This is a genomic window from Sphingobacterium sp. UBA6317 (assembly GCF_002440385.1).
Lineage (GTDB): Bacteria > Bacteroidota > Bacteroidia > Sphingobacteriales > Sphingobacteriaceae > Sphingobacterium > Sphingobacterium multivorum.
Genome location: NZ_DJTD01000030.1, coordinates 45,245 through 59,833, shown reverse-complemented (window position 1 = coordinate 59,833; position 14,589 = coordinate 45,245). Strand labels below are relative to the sequence as shown.

14 protein-coding genes are annotated in these 14,589 nt (G+C 39.7%); 7 read left to right on the top strand and 7 right to left on the bottom strand.

Annotated elements, in window-relative coordinates; genetic code table 11:
- Window positions 1-200: 200 nt before the first annotated feature.
- The 3 genes from B3E92_RS09420 to fbaA form a co-directional block, all read right to left on the bottom strand.
- Complete coding sequence (locus B3E92_RS09420) at window positions 201-869, bottom strand: sterol desaturase family protein (RefSeq protein ID WP_236585996.1); 669 nt, start codon at window positions 867-869, stop codon at window positions 201-203.
- 233 nt (window positions 870-1,102) lie between these two features.
- Complete coding sequence (locus tag B3E92_RS09415; protein ID WP_286753175.1) at window positions 1,103-1,777, bottom strand: head GIN domain-containing protein; 675 nt, start codon at window positions 1,775-1,777, stop codon at window positions 1,103-1,105.
- A gap of 158 nt (window positions 1,778-1,935) precedes the next feature.
- A complete protein-coding gene (gene fbaA / locus B3E92_RS09410) occupies window positions 1,936-3,015 on the bottom strand; it encodes a class II fructose-bisphosphate aldolase (protein WP_046672381.1) in 1,080 nt (359 codons plus the stop codon).
- Window positions 3,016-3,343: 328 nt separating this feature from the next.
- On the opposite strand from fbaA, the gene B3E92_RS09405 reads away from it, so the two are divergent.
- From B3E92_RS09405 to B3E92_RS09380, 6 genes are all read left to right on the top strand, one after another.
- Window positions 3,344-3,691 carry an ArsC family reductase gene (locus tag B3E92_RS09405; protein WP_070566141.1) on the top strand — a complete coding sequence of 116 codons (348 nt, stop codon included), beginning with the start codon at window positions 3,344-3,346 and terminating at the stop codon, window positions 3,689-3,691.
- A gap of 169 nt (window positions 3,692-3,860) precedes the next feature.
- Window positions 3,861-5,807: a M1 family metallopeptidase gene (locus tag B3E92_RS09400; protein ID WP_239468752.1), complete on the top strand. Its 1,947-nt coding sequence runs from the start codon at window positions 3,861-3,863 to the stop codon at window positions 5,805-5,807.
- Window positions 5,808-5,972: 165 nt separating this feature from the next.
- Complete coding sequence (locus B3E92_RS09395; RefSeq protein WP_286766967.1) at window positions 5,973-6,614, top strand: hypothetical protein; 642 nt, start codon at window positions 5,973-5,975, stop codon at window positions 6,612-6,614.
- A gap of 115 nt (window positions 6,615-6,729) precedes the next feature.
- On the top strand, window positions 6,730-7,143 hold the full coding sequence (locus B3E92_RS09390; protein WP_286896415.1) for an RrF2 family transcriptional regulator: 414 nt from the start codon (window positions 6,730-6,732) through the stop codon (window positions 7,141-7,143).
- Between the two features lie 7 nt (window positions 7,144-7,150).
- Window positions 7,151-7,798, top strand: a complete 648-nt coding sequence (locus B3E92_RS09385) for an NAD(P)-dependent oxidoreductase (protein ID WP_070566149.1) — start codon at window positions 7,151-7,153, stop codon at window positions 7,796-7,798.
- Between the two features lie 132 nt (window positions 7,799-7,930).
- Window positions 7,931-9,406, top strand: a complete 1,476-nt coding sequence (locus tag B3E92_RS09380) for an amino acid permease (protein WP_046672387.1) — start codon at window positions 7,931-7,933, stop codon at window positions 9,404-9,406.
- A 75-nt stretch (window positions 9,407-9,481) separates the two neighbouring features.
- Here the strand turns inward: B3E92_RS09380 and B3E92_RS09375 are convergent, their stop codons facing one another.
- A complete protein-coding gene (locus tag B3E92_RS09375; protein ID WP_286896414.1) occupies window positions 9,482-10,024 on the bottom strand; it encodes a DUF1543 domain-containing protein in 543 nt (180 codons plus the stop codon).
- 156 nt (window positions 10,025-10,180) lie between these two features.
- On the opposite strand from B3E92_RS09375, the gene B3E92_RS09370 reads away from it, so the two are divergent.
- Window positions 10,181-11,050 (top strand): serine hydrolase, encoded by an 870-nt coding sequence (locus B3E92_RS09370; protein ID WP_286896412.1) that lies wholly within the window; start codon window positions 10,181-10,183, stop codon window positions 11,048-11,050.
- A gap of 95 nt (window positions 11,051-11,145) precedes the next feature.
- On the opposite strand, the gene B3E92_RS09365 is transcribed toward B3E92_RS09370, so the two are convergent.
- From B3E92_RS09365 to lepA, 3 genes are all read right to left on the bottom strand, one after another.
- Window positions 11,146-11,688 carry a hypothetical protein gene (locus B3E92_RS09365; RefSeq protein ID WP_070566155.1) on the bottom strand — a complete coding sequence of 181 codons (543 nt, stop codon included), beginning with the start codon at window positions 11,686-11,688 and terminating at the stop codon, window positions 11,146-11,148.
- Between the two features lie 86 nt (window positions 11,689-11,774).
- A complete protein-coding gene (locus B3E92_RS09360; RefSeq protein WP_046672391.1) occupies window positions 11,775-12,662 on the bottom strand; it encodes a bifunctional 5,10-methylenetetrahydrofolate dehydrogenase/5,10-methenyltetrahydrofolate cyclohydrolase in 888 nt (295 codons plus the stop codon).
- A gap of 64 nt (window positions 12,663-12,726) precedes the next feature.
- Window positions 12,727-14,517 carry a translation elongation factor 4 gene (gene lepA, locus B3E92_RS09355; RefSeq protein ID WP_046672392.1) on the bottom strand — a complete coding sequence of 597 codons (1,791 nt, stop codon included), beginning with the start codon at window positions 14,515-14,517 and terminating at the stop codon, window positions 12,727-12,729.
- Window positions 14,518-14,589 lie beyond the last annotated feature (72 nt).

The following is a 14,589-nucleotide window of genomic DNA, read 5'->3' as shown; positions in this document are numbered from 1 at the left end:
CACCAAAATTGACGAAGAACCCAGAAAATGGCCCAAATGTTTCAGTTCAAACTGGAATACCTGCAGGCCAATCCCAACAAGAAACCCTTGATCTAAAGTTGGCCTACAAAGCCCACTTGATCACATTGATAAATAAAAATTAATCCATAAAAAAAGCCCTTGGAAACTATCCAGGGCTTTTTTAGTTGATGTGATTCAATTTATGCTTTTTCTTCTTTTAAGGAAGTAGATTCTTTTTTGGGTTCCTTTTCTTCGAAACCTGAGCGTAAAATTTCATCCCATAAGGAAGAACTTACTCCAAAGCCTTTTTCGGGATCAGAATAATGATGCAACATATGGTGCTGCTTGATGCGTTTGAAAATGCCGCTTTTAAAATTAGCATGGTGCATCGCATAATGACATTCGTCATAGATCAAATACCCCACCATAAAACCTGAGAAAAAGCAGGCCAGGATAAACTCATTCGAGAAAAACAATGTAAAACCAAGATACACCAAAAGAGCGAGTGGAATACTCGCTGACAATGGCATCACCAAACGCATACGGTCTCTTGGGTAATCATGATGCACACCATGGAAAATAAAAGCAATTCGCTTTCCCCATTCCGTTGTCGGGTGAAAATGAAATACCCAACGATGTAATGCATATTCAAAAGCAGTCCAGAAAGCTAAACCAAAAATAAAATACCCCATGTATGTTAAGAAGGAAACCTCTCCCCAAACTAGCGCTTTATACGAAAAGAACACAACCACGGGTACATAGAAAATCAAAGGTACACTCCAATGCACCTTCGTCAAAGACTCTAAAAAGTCATTCTTGAACATGCGCGTAGATTCCGTAGAATTTGAAACATAATTACGCTTTGCCATAATACTATTTTTATTATTCCTTTACAAAAATAGATATTTTAAGCACAAATGAAGAAGGTTTCTGATGAGAAAAACAAAATAACTGACCTTTTTAATAAAAAGGTTAAACGACGATCATTACCCCGGTTAAGTTAAACCCTTTTTATTCCATCTCCTCCCCTAAATTTCACTCTTTTCGCTTCAATCACCTAAAATCTAAGCATCAGAAAATTGACAAATCCAAGACAGTTCTCTTATTTAAAATTGACTGTTCCACCAGCCATTTTCTTTTCTACACGTTGTTCTGGTTTTCCATAAACATCAATGACGCCACCGCCACGTGTTTTGGTTTCGATGGAATCAGTAACATAAACATCCGCTTTACCACCACCATTGACGGTTACCACCGTGGTGTTCGTCTTAAAATCTTTTCCTTCATATTTACCGCCAAAATTCGAAATGATCTCCTGTTTGTTTGCCTTTCCATACAAAGCGATTGTAGCACCTGAGGTCACTTTTATTTCAGCTGTTTTTACCGCTGTATAGAGATCGACCAGACCACCTTCTGAAGCATATACTTTTAAGTGATCAGCAGCAACTGTATTATTTGTGGTCGCAAATACCTTGGCCCCTTTTTTTGCTTCCACATTGTTCAAACTCTTGTAATACACCTTCACAGAGATATTCCCTCCTTGCAGCATATTCAACGTATTCATTTTCAAAACCAAGGATCCATTTGTGTTGACCACCTTAACATTCTCGTGATTCTGTCCTTCAAACGTCACCAAGGACTCGTCGGACTTAATCAACTCCACCTGAATCTTGTCTGTCGCTACAACCGAAGAAAAATCGCCAACATTTTGCTTCACCTGCCCAAACCCCATTTGGGCAATTAATAAAAGAATTACACTGACTCCTAAAAATTTCATATTTACTTGACTTTTTATTGTTGTTCGTCAAAAAATAAGCCAATTCCTACTAAGAACAATATTTTTAACCTATTTTGACATAAAAAAATGCCCCCATAAAGTGTTTAACTTTTTGGGGGCACTAAAGACGTTTTTATAATCTATTTTTTAGCTTATACTTATAGTTTGCTATTGACATCTACTGCATTCAAATCAGCGAACGCTTCTTTCAGACGAGCAACAAAAGTTTCTTCACCTTTACGTAACCAAACGCGTGGATCGTAATATTTTTTATTCGGAGAATCAGCTCCTTCAGGATTACCGATTTGACCTTGCAAATAATCGTGGTTTTTCGCTTCATAGGCTCTCACACCATCCCAAAACGCCCATTGCATATCGGTATCAATGTTCATTTTGATTGCACCGTATGAAATCGCTTCTGCAATTTCTTCAGGAGATGAACCAGAACCTCCGTGGAATACAAAGTTTACTGGTTTTTCAGCAGTAAGATTATATTTCTCACGAATATATTCTTGTGAATTGTGTAATATAACTGGTTGCAACTTCACATTACCTGGTTTGTAAACACCATGAACGTTACCAAATGCAGCTGCCACTGTAAATTTGTCAGATACTTTAGACAGTTCTTCAAAAGCATAGGCAACCTCTTCCGGCTGAGTATACAGTTTTGAACTATCTACATCCGAGTTGTCAACACCATCTTCTTCACCACCTGTAACACCCAACTCGATCTCTACAGTCATACCAAGTGGTTTCATACGTGCTAAGTATTTAGCTGAAATTTCAATATTTTCTTCAATTGGCTCTTCCGATAAATCCAACATGTGAGAAGAGAACAATGGTTTTCCGTGTTGCGCAAAGAATTTCTCGCCAGCGTCCAACAAACCGTCGATCCAAGGTAAAAGTTTCTTAGCTGCGTGATCTGTATGCAGAATAACCGCTACACCATAATGCTCAGCTAATAAATGAACATGTTGTGCTGCAGATACCGCTCCCAATACACAAGCTTGTAAATTATCGTTGTTCAAGGTTTTACCAGCGTAGAATTGCGCTCCACCATTTGACAATTGAATAATTACAGGAGAATTTACTGCTTTCGCAGTTTCCATAACCGCATTGATAGAGTTTGTTCCGATAATGTTTACCGCAGGCAAAGCAAACTTATGTTTCTTCGCTACCTCAAACAACTCTTGTACTTGATCTCCTGTCAATACACCTTTAAAATCTTTTAGGCTCATATTTCTGTTATTGATTTATTTTAATCTTTCATTATACTTGAAGCTACTAAATTATTAAAAATTATTATTACTTCCTAATTTTTATAGTGTACTAAATACACTATCAATCCATAGGGAATATAGAATCTTAACAAATCATAAACCTCTGATTATTCCTTTGAATAGAATAGTCCACTTGTCCCTATTTTTCCCAATACCATGAACAACAGGATATCCGCAATTATCATTGGATCACAGATAAGGCATCTTGAATGTATTCAGAAATACGAATTATTTTAAATATTGTGTCGAGATTGATTAAATTTGGATTCACCAAATTGTCACTATTATGCTACAGGTATACGGTATCAAAAATTGTAACACAGTAAAAAAAGCACTTACATGGTTGGAAGACAACAATATCCCCTTTCAATTTCATGACTTCAAAAAAGAAGGTGTCAGTGAGGATAAATTAAAAGAATGGGAAACACAGGTAGACTGGCAGGCCTTAGTGAATAAAAAGGGAACTACATGGAAAAAACTATCTCCGGAAACTCAAGAACAAGTCGTAGACAGTAATAGCGCCAATAAGGTGCTTCAGGAAAACACGAGTATGATTAAACGTCCCGTTATTGAATACAATAAAGGCATATTACTTGGTTTTAATGAAACAGAGTACGTAACAAATTTAAAATAGTTCCAGAAAGCTCCCTGGAATGGAGGTCTTAAAAAGCCTCCAATTGTACCAAATACACCTTTAAAGTCCCCCTTTTTCCCTTAACTTTTAAGACGTCGTTTTCGTTTTTTTTGGCTCAATGTACTTTTCATTGTATATTGGAGCAAATAAACATAATTTAAGTAAACGTATGATGAAAAGAATTGCACTGGCTTCTTTAAGCCTTGTTGCGTTGAGCTATGCTTATCCGGCCTTTGCACAGGAGAAAACATCCAATTATAGCTATACTGAGGCCTTTGCACCCTTGTTTTTTAAAAATAATGGTAACGAATATCGTTCCGCAGCCGGAAAACCGGGCCCTGCCTACTGGCAAAATGCAGCCGATTATAAAATTCAGGCTTCCCTGAATGATCAAAATGATCAAATTACAGGAGCTGTTGAGATTACTTATAGTAACAATAGTCCGGACAATATGAACTATCTGTGGTTGCAGTTAGATCAAAATATGTTTTCACAACATGGCCGTGGTCAATTGATCTCCCCCTTGACCGACAGCCGTTACGGTGATGGCAACTCCACTTTTGATGGTGGATATCAGATACAATCGGTTACGGACGTAAACGGAAATACGATCGAACATATTATTGACGATACCCGCATGCAGCTTCGACTTCCGACGGCATTAAAGAGCAAGGGCGGAAAAATAACTTTTAAGATTAAATACCAATACACCGTTCCTAAATATGGAGCTGATCGTACCGGTATACTTGATACAAAAAACGGAAAAATCTATGCCATTGCACAATGGTTCCCAAGACTGTGTGTCTATGACGACATTAGAGGTTGGAATACGCTTCCTTATACAGGACCAGGAGAGTTCTATCGTGAATTCGGAAATTACCAGGTTGAGATCACTACTCCAGCAAACCACATGGTTGTCTTGGGTGGCGAATTGTTAAACCCACAGGAAGTATTTACAGCTGAGCAACTCAAACGATACCAACAGGCACAACGTAGCGATGAAACCGTAATCATCCGCTCCGCCGAAGAAGTTACCGCAAAAAACTCCAGACCTGACAAGAAAACCTTAACCTGGAAATATCAACTTAATAATGCGCAAGACATTGCTTGGGCCTCCTCTACGGCATTTATAGTAGATGGTGCGAAGATCAATCTGCCCAGCGGAAAAAAATCCCTTGCTTTGTCAGCCTATCCAATTGAAAGTAACAGTAACAATGCCTGGGAACGCTCGACAGAATATACAAAAGCCGCAATTGAAATCTATTCAAAAAGCTGGTTTGAATATCCTTACCCTGTAGCTGTGAATGTAGCTTCCAATGTTGGTGGAATGGAATACCCAGCCTTGTCGTTCTGTGGCAATCGGGCCAAAGCAGGTTCACTTTGGGGGGTTACTAACCACGAGTTTGGTCACAATTGGTTCCCAATGATTGTCGCATCCAACGAACGTGAACATGGCTGGATGGATGAAGGGTTCAATACATTTATTAACGAACTCGCTACAAAGGAATTCAATAATGGTGAATATTACCGTAATCAGGCGAGCAGATCCTACATCTTTACTGCCCGTAATCTTGAACCGATCATGAGTACTCCGCAAAACATGAAAGAACGTAATATTGGTGCTTTGGTCTACTATAAGCCAGCTTATGGACTGAAATTATTGCGAAACGAAATCATCGGTCCCGAGCGCTTCGATTACGCTTTTAAAAAATATATCCAAGAATGGGCTTACAAACACCCTACTCCAGAGGATTTCTTCAAAGCCATTGAAAACGGTGCTGGAGAAAACCTAAACTGGTTCTGGCGCGGGTGGTTTGTCAACAACTGGCAAATGGACCAAGGTATAAAATCAGTATCCTATGTCAACAACGAGCCAAAATTTGGCGCACTTGTCACTGTGGAAAATCTCGAAAAATTACCGATGCCAGTTATTATTGAAGCGACAACCGTATCGGGCAAGAAGATCCGAAAAAAACTACCGGTGGAAATCTGGGAAAGAAACGATGTATGGCAATTTAAAATACCGACCACAGAATCATTGCAATCCGTACAGTTAGATCCAGACATGGTTATGCCAGACAAGAATCCAGACAATAATTCGTGGAAAGCAAATTAGCAAATTTTCAAAATCTATTCGTTATTTTTGGCTAGAGAACAATCATGAATGTATGGCGTAAACAAAACAGCAAATATCCTGTTCATTCATAGATTGAAAATACATACTATATTTATTCGCATGAAAATCTTACAAACGATTCTAAGCTGCTTACTTATTACGCTAATGAGTGGACATCTTGTTGCACAGGAAAAAACCAAGGGGATTATTATGGAACTTGTCAGCGGTGAGAAAATCGAGGCTGCACAGATCCAAAATTTAAGAACCAAGGTTGAAGTACAGACCAATAGAGATGGCTCCTTTGCTATTGACGCCAATATAAACGACCTCTTGTTGATCAAGGCCGTCGGATACGAACAGGATACGGTCTTCATTTATGATACAAGCTTACGCAGAATCTATTTGAACAGAATGAATAATGTTATCGAACTGAGTGAAGTTGTCGTCGAACGGATGACAGACAGCAGACTTGCTGCTGAAATCCAGCGCGAGAAGACTTTAGGAAAGTATTCTGACGCAAGTCAAAATCGCGGTGGAGTACGGATTTCTCCAAGCCGCATATTTAGCAAAGAGGGAAAACAAGCCCGTTCAAACTATAAACTTCTGGTCGATGAACTCGAAAAAAGAGCAGTTGACAGAAAGTTCACAGAAAACCTGATCAAAGAATTGACTCCGCTCAATGGTTCGGATCTAGCCCTGTTTAAGGAACGATTTAGACCATCTTATAAATTTATCCAAAACAGCAGCCAAGAAACTTTGAAGGTCTATATTATGGATAGTTATAAAAAATTTAACGAGAAAAAATAAAAAACAAACACTTTTATCACGTGATTGTCAGAAGGTTTTAAACTGTAATAATTTTTATTTCAGTTTAAAACCTTTTCTGTTACTTTGTGTTATAATTTAGAAAAATCAGCAGAGGATGTTACACAACTTGAGGTTCGCAACAGCATTACACATTATGGTTCTGGCACAGTTAGAGGAGGCAAATCAATGGCTTTCTTCTGAATATATTGCGTCAAGCATTCAGGTCAATGCAAGTGTGGTTCGCAAAGAAATTGCATCTCTTAAAACAGCATCTTTACTCACGAGTAAAGAAGGTAAGGGCGGCGGTATTCGCATAAATCCCGAGAATCCAACGATTACCTTGGCTGATATTTATATCAGCACCAAGCAAAGCGATTTCGGCGGGAAATTTAACAATCCCAATCCGGCCTGTGTTGTTGGCAAAAATATCAACTCCAAACTCCAGTATCTGTATCAGGAAGTCGACACTGATATTGTACAGCGTTTGGGAAAGATAACCCTAGCTGATTTTAGCAAAACATTTAATTAAAGGAAACATGAAAGTAGCAGTAATTGGATCCACAGGATACGTAGGATCTCATCTCGTAAAAGAATTGGTAGACCGCAACTATGACGTCGTTGCAATCGCCCGCCACACCGAAAATATTCCATCGACTGAAAAAGTAACCAAACTCCAAGTAGATATCAATGATAATAATCAATTGGTTTCTGCTCTAAAAGGTGTTGATGTTGTTGTTTCGGCTTTCAATGCCGGATGGACCAACCCTAATCTTTATGAAGATTTTACAAAAGGTGCATTGGCAATCCAACAGGCTGTTAAGGATGCCGGTATCAATCGTTTCATTGTTATTGGTGGTGCAGGAAGTTTATTGATTGATGGAAATAGACTGGTCGATTCACCGGATTTTCCAAAAGAAATTAAACCTGGGGCTTTAGCTGCAGCAGATTACCTGAAAACCATCCAAAAAGAAGATCAACTTACCTGGACCATGTTTAGTCCTGCTATAGAAATGAATTCCCATGCTGGTGGAACCCGTACAGGAAAATACCGTACAGGCCTTGATGCTCCTGTATTTGATCAGGAAGGTCGATCTAGGTTATCAGTAGAGGATCTTGCTGTAGCAATAGCAGACGAAATTGAGAACAAACAATTCCTCAATAAACGCTTTACAGCAGCATATTAGTACCCAAACAAGCATTTGATTCAGATTTTATTACAAAAGGGAGGAGCAATCTTCCCTTTTTTCATTGAGATCATTTATATTTGACATTAATTAAACAATTAAAAAGCTAAATAATCGTAAAGAATTAATCCTATGCTATTTAAAAAATCGATTCCTCAACTCATTGCTGAAGCAAATGAAAATGGTGAACACACGCTAAAGAGGACACTGTCCAGCTCGGGCCTTATCGCCCTCGGTGTTGGGGCCATCATTGGGGCAGGACTTTTCTCCCTAACAGGAATTGCCGCTGCTGAAAATGCAGGGCCAGCTGTTATCCTATCTTTCATTATCGCAGCAGTAGGCTGTGGGTTCGCAGGTCTTTGTTATGCCGAATTTGCCTCTATGATTCCTGTTGCAGGAAGTGCTTACACGTATTCCTATGCCACAATGGGTGAATTTGTCGCCTGGATTATCGGCTGGGATCTCGTCCTCGAATATGCACTAGCAGGAGCTACAGTAGCCGTCAGCTGGTCCCAATATTTCAACCAGCTCCTGATGATATTCCACATCCAACTCCCCGATACCCTACTCAAAGGCCCTTGGGAAGGTGGCGTGGTTAACTTACCTGCGATCATTATTGTTTGTTTACTCTCGCTATTGCTGATGCGTGGCACACAGGAATCATCCCGTGTAAACAATATATTGGTAATTCTAAAAGTCGGCGTCGTATTGATTTTTATCGCCTTGGGTTGGAGCTTTATCAATCCTGCAAACCACGATCCATTTATTCCTGTAAATGCAGGTGAAGAGCTTGTAAAAAGTGGGCAACAAAGCTTCTGGTCATTTCTAAAGAGTGATGACTTTGGCCACTTTGGCATCAGCGGTGTATTGCGTGCTGCAGGCGTTGTATTTTTTGCATTCATCGGTTTTGACGCGGTGAGTACAGCTGCCCAAGAAGCAAAAAATCCAAAAAAAGGTATGCCTATTGGTATCATCGGTTCATTAATAATCTGTACACTTTTGTATGTTTTATTCTCCTACGTAATGACCGGAATCGAACATTACACGATGTTTAAGGGGGACGCTAAGCCAGTTGCGACAGCTTTTGCCAGAACAGGCTACCATTTCTTAAATACAGCGTTGATTATTACGATTATTGCAGGATACACTTCAGTTATTCTCGTGATGTTACTTGGTCAGAGCCGCGTATTTTATTCGATGAGTAAGGATGGTTTGCTTCCAAAGATATTCTCAGACTTATCCAAAAGACAGACTCCTTGGAAAACAAACGCTATTTTCATGGTATTCGTCAGTATATTCGCAGGTTTCGTTCCAGTTTCAGACCTTGGCCATATGGTCAGTATCGGTACCCTATTTGCCTTCACCCTCGTATGTGTAGGTATTTTAGTACTACGTAAAACAGACCCCAATTTGGAGCGCCCATTTAAAACACCACTGGTTCCTTTCGTTCCGATCATGGGAATCTTGGTCTGTATTTTAATGATGGCTTCATTGCCAATAGAAAGCTGGGAGCGTTTGGCCGTCTGGCTTGGTATAGGCTTATTGATTTATTTTGTATACGGCAAAAAACATAGTGTCATTAGAAAACAACATCAGAACCAACAATAAGTTGGTTAAACATAAAAAAGGCTTCTTTATAGAGAAGCCTTTTTTATGTTTAAGAAATCGAATAGCGCATTCCCTCTATAACGCGCTCAGTTTAAAATAGCCATTCGCAATGGTATCTTCTTCCAAACCGGTCTTTGGAGTAATTTGAATACTATACTGCTCTTTATCACGAGGTAATAGCAAATCTTCGATCTCATAAATATCATCAACATCCAAACCATACTTATCATCGATGTGTGCCGAACTGTGGTGCTTCCAAAAAACAGTCCGTTTTGCCTTTTCAGTAGCCTTGGCCAAACTCGATGCAACAATAAGCTCTTTGTAATGGAACTCATCAAATTCATTCGGTTTGTATCCCCCTAAATTAACAAAAAACAATTTCACCTCCGAATCAACATCCTGTCCATTCCCCCTTTCAGTAACCTTAATTTCATATTCCCCGATCTTATGGACAATACGGTAGGCATCAATATGGATTTTACCATCAGCCTCAGGCCAAAAATCTTTAATGGGATCAACAAAATCCTTGAGCTCATTCCCAATGCCAAAGAAAATGTCATGCTGTTCTGTCCGTCTATTTTTCGGCTTACAACCGATCAAAATCATAAATAACTTCATAGTCAAAAACCAGTCTTTCAATGTCCATACTAGAATATCCAGTTTATTTTTCAGCGATGTTTATGCGTACGAATCATGGATATTTCATAACTTAAGCCCTATAAAAAATAAAAATAACTATTATCCACCACATTTAACATACATTATAACTTCACAATGCACAAAATATTCCTATCATTTACGTTACTATTCTTATCATTAATGTCCTTTGGACAAAAAGCCGCTACCGATAAAAAACTCGAATCACAGATAAAACAGCTCATTCAGGGTTTTCAAGGCGATGTTGGCATTTATGTACACCATCTTAAAAAAAATAAAGAAGTCAACATTCAGGGCGACAGCATTTTCCCTACAGCAAGCATTGTCAAAATCCCCATTTTAGTCGGTATCTTTGATAAAATTGAAAAAGGAGAACTACAACTTGATCAGCAACTACTCTACCGTTCGAGTCAACGCTATGGTGGCTCAGGACTGATGCAGTTCTTTAAGGATAGTACACAGGTTGACCTGAAAACTTTGGTCGCACTTATGCTATCGTATAGTGATAATGTAACCAGCATTTGGAATCAAAAGCTAGCAGGAGGAGGTATCGCAATCAATCAATTAATGAGTAGCCTTCAACTGCCCCATACACGTGTCAACTCGCAGACGGAGGGGCGGAAACCGGATTGGGAAAAATATGGTTGGGGCCAGACTACACCAAAAGAAATGGCCGACTTGGTCACACTAATCCGACAAGGCAAAGTTGTGTCCTCAAAATCTTCCGATCAGATGTATCGTTTTATGGGCAACATGTTCTATGACGAGAGAGGGCTATCGCAAATCCCTTCCACTATCAAAACAGCTTCAAAAACAGGCTCTTTAGATGACGTACGCAATGAGGTCATTTTGGTCAATGCGCCGAAAGGAGATTACGTTTTCAGTATTTTCACCAAGAACAACACGGACAAAAGCTGGGGTAAAACAAATGAAGCAGAGGCACTTACCCGTAAGCTCTCCAAATTGTTATGGGATTATTACCAATAAGCGTATTGAAGTCAATATGATAACGATATGATATAAAAAAGGTGGGCACTCAAAAAAGTGCCCACCTTCCCTATCTTTAAAATGAAATACGTCGACTAATTCTTTAACGCTTCACCTACATTTTTTGCTTTCCGGCTAATATCGTCACCTACTTTTTTGGAAGCATCTTTTACATCTTTAGCGGCCTCTTTCGTTCCAGTCGCAACATCATTTGCAACTTTCTTCGTACCGTCAGCGACATCTTTTGCAGCATCCTTTGTTTTATCAACAGCCGTGTTCGTTGCATCCACTGTCGCATCTTTTGCATCTTTCAATCCCTCTTTTACATCCTCACCGGCATTACGTAGCGCAGCCTTTGTTTTTTCCCAGGCAGTATTAGCTTCTTCAGAAGCAGCGCGAGCTTTTTCTTCAGCTGCTTTATCACCTTTTGCGATAGCTTCATCCAGATCCTTTTTTGCTTGTTCTGCTTTCAAACGCGCATTTTCTTCCGCATTTTTCAAATCTGCGATCGCCGCATCTACATGCTCACCGACGGTTTGTGCCGAATCTGTCGCTGTAGTGTCTTTTTTCTCCGAATTGTTGCAAGAAGACATCACCAATGCTCCTGCTACGACTGCTAAAAGTGCAATTTTTTTCATTATAAATTGATTTATGAGTGTAGTTTTCAACGGCTCATCAGAGCGCGCATACATCAATTTACAACTTCTATGCCAAATAGACAAAATTATTGCTTTGGATAGATCGTTCCTTTCGCAGCTTCGAGCGTATTTTTCAATAAACCAACAATCGTCATCAAACCTACGCCCCCTGGTACAGGTGTAATCCACGAGGCCTTAGGAGCAACATTTTCAAAATCAACATCCCCATATAACTTAAAACCAGATTTCGTTGCTGTAGAAGTTTCTCTATTGATACCCACATCGATCACTACTGCACCGTCTTTAACCATGTCGGCCGTAACAAAATTTTTCTTACCAATTGCTGCAACAACGATGTCGCCTCTCAGAACCTCCGTTTTAAGATCTTTTGTACGACTATGTGTTAATGTCACTGTACAATTACCTGGATTGGAATTACGTGCCAGTAAGATACTCATTGGCGATCCTACGATATTGCTTCTTCCAACCACAACGGCGTGCTTGCCTGCAGTATCGATCTTATAATATTCCAACATCAGCATAATACCATATGGTGTTGCTGGAATAAAACAAGGAAGATTACGTTGCATGCGCCCGAGGTTGATTGGGTGGAAACCATCCACATCTTTGCGGTAATCAATTGCTTCGGTAACTTTATCCGGATCAATATGTTTTGGTAAAGGCAGCTGAACAATCAAACCGTCAATAGACTCATCCTGATTGATTTCTTTGACCTTAGCGATCAATTCATCCTCGGTAATGTTTTCATCATAACGAATGTTTGTTGATTCAAAACCGACCAGTTGACAATTGCGCATTTTGCTGGCCACATAGGTTTCACTACCACCATCATTCCCCACAAGGATAGCAACCAGATGAGGTTTGCGGCCAGTCTGTGTCGTAAATTCAGCCGCATCTAACGCAATTTGCTCTTTAATTTTTTCGGAAACTAGTTTACCATCTAATAGATTCATGTTTAGGAGATTTTATTGTATTTAAAAGGAGCCCAAGAGCTCCTTTATTATAGTGTTATTTTGATTAATCTAATTTCAATACCGCCATAAATGCAGATTGCGGAATCTCTACGTTCCCAACCTGACGCATGCGTTTCTTACCTTTCTTTTGTTTCTCCAAAAGCTTACGCTTCCGGGAGATGTCACCACCATAACATTTTGCTGTAACATCTTTACGTAAAGCGGAGATCGTCTCACGTGCGATGATCTTTGCGCCGATTGACGCTTGAATACGAATTTCAAATTGTTGACGTGGTAACAGTTCTTTTAGTTTTTCACAGATCTTTTTACCAAAATCATAGGCGTTACTTCTGTGAATTAACGACGACAGGGCATCTACAGGTTCATCGTTCAATCGGATATCCAATTTGACCAAGTCTGACTTGCGATAACCAATCTGGTGGTAATCAAATGAAGCATAACCTTTAGAGATTGTTTTCAACTTATCATAAAAGTCAAATACAATTTCTCCCATTGGCATTTCAAAAACCAATTCAACACGATCTGAAGTCAAATAATGCTGATTCATGATCGTACCACGTTTCTGGATACAAAGAGACATAATTGGTCCTACGAAATCCGATTTCGTAATAATATTAGCTTTGATATAGGGCTCTTCGATTGAATCCAATTTACTTGGATCTGGTAGATCTGAAGGATTATGTACGATCACTTCCTCTTTATCTTTGGTCATATAGGCCTTATAAGATACGTTGGGAACTGTCGTGATAACCGTCATATCAAACTCGCGCTCGAGGCGCTCCTGAATAATCTCCATGTGAAGCATACCCAAGAACCCACAACGGAAGCCGAAACCCAGGGCTGCTGACGACTCTGGTTCAAACACCAAAGAAGCATCGTTCAGCTGCAAACGGTGCATAGATTCACGCAACTCCTCGTAATCTTCCGTATCTACAGGATAAATACCCGCAAAGACCATCGGTTTCACCTCTTCAAACCCTTGGATAGCCTCAGAACAAGGACGATCTTTATGCGTAATGGTATCCCCCACTTTCACTTCACGTGCCTCCTTAATTCCAGAGATAATATAACCAACATCACCGGTCTTAATGACTTCTTTGGGTACTTGATTCAACTTCAGCGTCCCAATTTCATCGGCAAAATATTCTTTCCCAGTGGCAACAAATTTCACGCGGTCGCCTTTACGGATTTCACCATTTTCAACTTTAAAATAAGCCATGATACCACGGAATGAGTTGAAAACAGAGTCAAAAATCAAGGCTTGCAAAGGTCCGTCAGGATCACCCACAGGATGTGGAATACGGTCTACAATAGCTTCCAAAATATCCGGAACCCCAAGACCTGTTTTACCGGATGCAGGAATAATCGCATCACGGTCACCACCGATCAAATCCACAATCTGATCTTTGACTTCTTCTGGCATAGCACCTGGAAGATCCATTTTGTTGAGGATCGGGATAATTTCCAAATCATGTTCCAACGCCAGATATAAATTTGAAATCGTTTGGGCCTGAATACCTTGAGATGCATCAACGATCAATAAAGCGCCCTCGCAGGCAGCAATTGAACGCGACACCTCATAAGAAAAATCCACGTGTCCCGGGGTATCGATTAGGTTCAAGATATATTCCTGACCATCTCTTTTATAATTCATTTGGATGGCGTGACTCTTGATCGTAATACCACGTTCACGTTCCAAATCCATATTATCAAGTAATTGTGCCTGTGCCTCACGCTGACTGATGGTATTGGTATACTCTAAAAGGCGGTCTGCCAAAGTACTTTTGCCATGGTCAATATGCGCAATAATACAGAAATTACGAATGTGCTTCATATAGGATTTTTAAACTCTTTTGCTAAAAGGCAAAGATACCTTTTTTTATATATATTTATATAACCTGGCTTT

Excerpts from the sequence above, each read along its gene's own strand:
- B3E92_RS09420 (WP_236585996.1), bottom strand. The coding sequence starts at position 869 with ATGGCAAAGCGTAATTATGTTTCAAATTCTACGGAATCTACGCGCATG.
- B3E92_RS09415 (WP_286753175.1), bottom strand. The coding sequence starts at position 1,777 with ATGAAATTTTTAGGAGTCAGTGTAATTCTTTTATTAATTGCCCAAATG.
- fbaA (WP_046672381.1), bottom strand. The coding sequence starts at position 3,015 with ATGAGCCTAAAAGATTTTAAAGGTGTATTGACAGGAGATCAAGTACAA.
- B3E92_RS09405 (WP_070566141.1), top strand. The coding sequence starts at position 3,344 with ATGCTACAGGTATACGGTATCAAAAATTGTAACACAGTAAAAAAAGCA.
- B3E92_RS09400 (WP_239468752.1), top strand. The coding sequence starts at position 3,861 with ATGATGAAAAGAATTGCACTGGCTTCTTTAAGCCTTGTTGCGTTGAGC.
- B3E92_RS09395 (WP_286766967.1), top strand. The coding sequence starts at position 5,973 with ATGAGTGGACATCTTGTTGCACAGGAAAAAACCAAGGGGATTATTATG.
- B3E92_RS09390 (WP_286896415.1), top strand. The coding sequence starts at position 6,730 with ATGTTACACAACTTGAGGTTCGCAACAGCATTACACATTATGGTTCTG.
- B3E92_RS09385 (WP_070566149.1), top strand. The coding sequence starts at position 7,151 with ATGAAAGTAGCAGTAATTGGATCCACAGGATACGTAGGATCTCATCTC.
- B3E92_RS09380 (WP_046672387.1), top strand. The coding sequence starts at position 7,931 with ATGCTATTTAAAAAATCGATTCCTCAACTCATTGCTGAAGCAAATGAA.
- B3E92_RS09375 (WP_286896414.1), bottom strand. The coding sequence starts at position 10,024 with ATGAAGTTATTTATGATTTTGATCGGTTGTAAGCCGAAAAATAGACGG.
- B3E92_RS09370 (WP_286896412.1), top strand. The coding sequence starts at position 10,181 with ATGCACAAAATATTCCTATCATTTACGTTACTATTCTTATCATTAATG.
- B3E92_RS09365 (WP_070566155.1), bottom strand. The coding sequence starts at position 11,688 with ATGAAAAAAATTGCACTTTTAGCAGTCGTAGCAGGAGCATTGGTGATG.
- B3E92_RS09360 (WP_046672391.1), bottom strand. The coding sequence starts at position 12,662 with ATGAATCTATTAGATGGTAAACTAGTTTCCGAAAAAATTAAAGAGCAA.
- lepA (WP_046672392.1), bottom strand. The coding sequence starts at position 14,517 with ATGAAGCACATTCGTAATTTCTGTATTATTGCGCATATTGACCATGGC.